This window comes from Gilvimarinus sp. 2_MG-2023 (assembly GCF_030547685.1).
Classification (GTDB): domain Bacteria; phylum Pseudomonadota; class Gammaproteobacteria; order Pseudomonadales; family Cellvibrionaceae; genus Gilvimarinus.
The window spans coordinates 33,317-34,855 of the sequence record NZ_JAUOQM010000006.1 but is presented as its reverse complement, the minus strand read 5'-3'; the positions used below and the strand labels follow the sequence as shown (position 1 = coordinate 34,855).

General features: G+C 49.1%; 2 protein-coding genes. One reads left to right on the top strand and one right to left on the bottom strand.

Translation table 11 applies throughout. The features are described 5' to 3' along the window. Window positions 1–188 precede the first annotated feature (188 nt). Complete coding sequence (locus Q4526_RS01610; protein ID WP_215974969.1) at window positions 189–611, bottom strand: OsmC family protein; 423 nt, start codon at window positions 609–611, stop codon at window positions 189–191. Window positions 612–865: 254 nt separating this feature from the next. On the opposite strand from Q4526_RS01610, the gene crp reads away from it, so the two are divergent. Next, complete coding sequence (crp, locus tag Q4526_RS01605; protein ID WP_215974968.1) at window positions 866–1,501, top strand: cAMP-activated global transcriptional regulator CRP; 636 nt, start codon at window positions 866–868, stop codon at window positions 1,499–1,501. Window positions 1,502–1,539: the final 38 nt, after the last annotated feature.

The following is a 1,539-nucleotide window of genomic DNA, read 5'->3' as shown; positions in this document are numbered from 1 at the left end:
CGGTGTCAAGCATTATCGCCCTTCATCTTCATATGCAGTGACATAAAAAAGGGCGACCCCGGTAAGGAGCCGCCCTTTTTTAGCTGTTCTGCGTAATACGTTCAGCCTTCCGCGTGCTGCGTTCTGCCTTTTACACTGCTCGCCTACTCCCATACTCTAGGGCTCGCACTTAAAAACCGTTTAGCTTCTCAACTATTCTCAACTATCTCATAATCGTGGCTAATTTCCACACCGGCGCCTTCCAGCATGATTGAGGCCGAACAGTACTTAGTGGCCGAAAGTTCAACTGCACGAGCCACTTGTTTTTCTTTCAGCTCGCGACCCGACACCACAAAGTGTAAATGGATTTTGGTAAACACGGCCGGCACCGCATCGGCGCGCTCGGCGCTAATCTCTACCCGACAGTCTTCGACGTTTTGACGAGTTTTTTTAAGTATGCTGATTACGTCAAAATTGGAACAGCCGCCCAAACCCAGCAGTAGCATCTCCATCGGGCGAATACCGGTATTGCGCCCGCCGTGATCTTCCGGCCCATCCATCACTACACTGTGGCCACTGCCCGACTCCCCCAAAAACTGCGCCCCATCTACCCACTTAACTGTCGCTTGCATCTGTTCGCCTCTACACATTTGAATCAAAGGCCTTAGGGCCATCATTAAGGCGCAAAGACTACCATAAACAACGACTTGGCAGAACTTGTCGTGTAATTCATCCCAGCTTAACTCGCTATTCGCACTTTAATGGTTATACTGTACAACTGGGTCACAATCCTTTACACGCCCTTATGCAGTAATTTGGCAGTAGCGTTAATTCGCGGCATAATGAGCCAAATTTAATTCATGTAATAACTCTCAGGAGCTGCACTTTGGTCGCTGTCTCACTAACGCCCCATATAACCAATGTCGATGACTTTTTGAACAGTTGTCATCGTCGTCGATATCCAGCCAAAAGTACAATTATTTACGCCGGTGATAAAAGCGATTCGCTCTACTACATCGTAAAAGGGTCCGTCACGGTTCTGATCGAAGATGACGAAGGCCGCGAAATGATCGTCGCATATCTTAATGACGGCGACTTTTTTGGCGAAATGGGTCTATTTGATACCCAAGACTCGCGCAGCGCCTGGGTACGCGCCAAAACAGAATGTGAAGTGGCGGAGATCAGCTACAGCAAATTTCAGGAAGTTTCCGAAGATCACCCTGAGTTTCTGTTTGCCCTCAGCACACAAATGGCACGCCGCTTACGCAAAACAACCCGTAAAGTCGGCGACCTGGCCTTTTTGGATGTTACCGGTCGTGTGGCCCGCACCCTGCTCGATTTGTGTAAAGAACCGGATGCCATGACTCACCCCGACGGCATGCAGATTAAAATTACCCGTCAGGAAATTGGCCGCATTGTCGGCTGCTCTCGTGAAATGGTAGGCCGCGTTCTAAAAACCCTAGAAGAGCAAGGCTTGGTGGATGTGAAAGGTAAAACTATGGTGGTTTACGGGACACGCTAATGCTGAATGCTGAATGCTGAATGCTGAATGCTGAATGC

Bases quoted from the DNA above. Each gene is read 5' to 3' on its own strand.
- Q4526_RS01610 (WP_215974969.1), bottom strand. From the start codon at position 611: ATGCAAGCGACAGTTAAGTGGGTAGATGGGGCGCAGTTTTTGGGGGAG.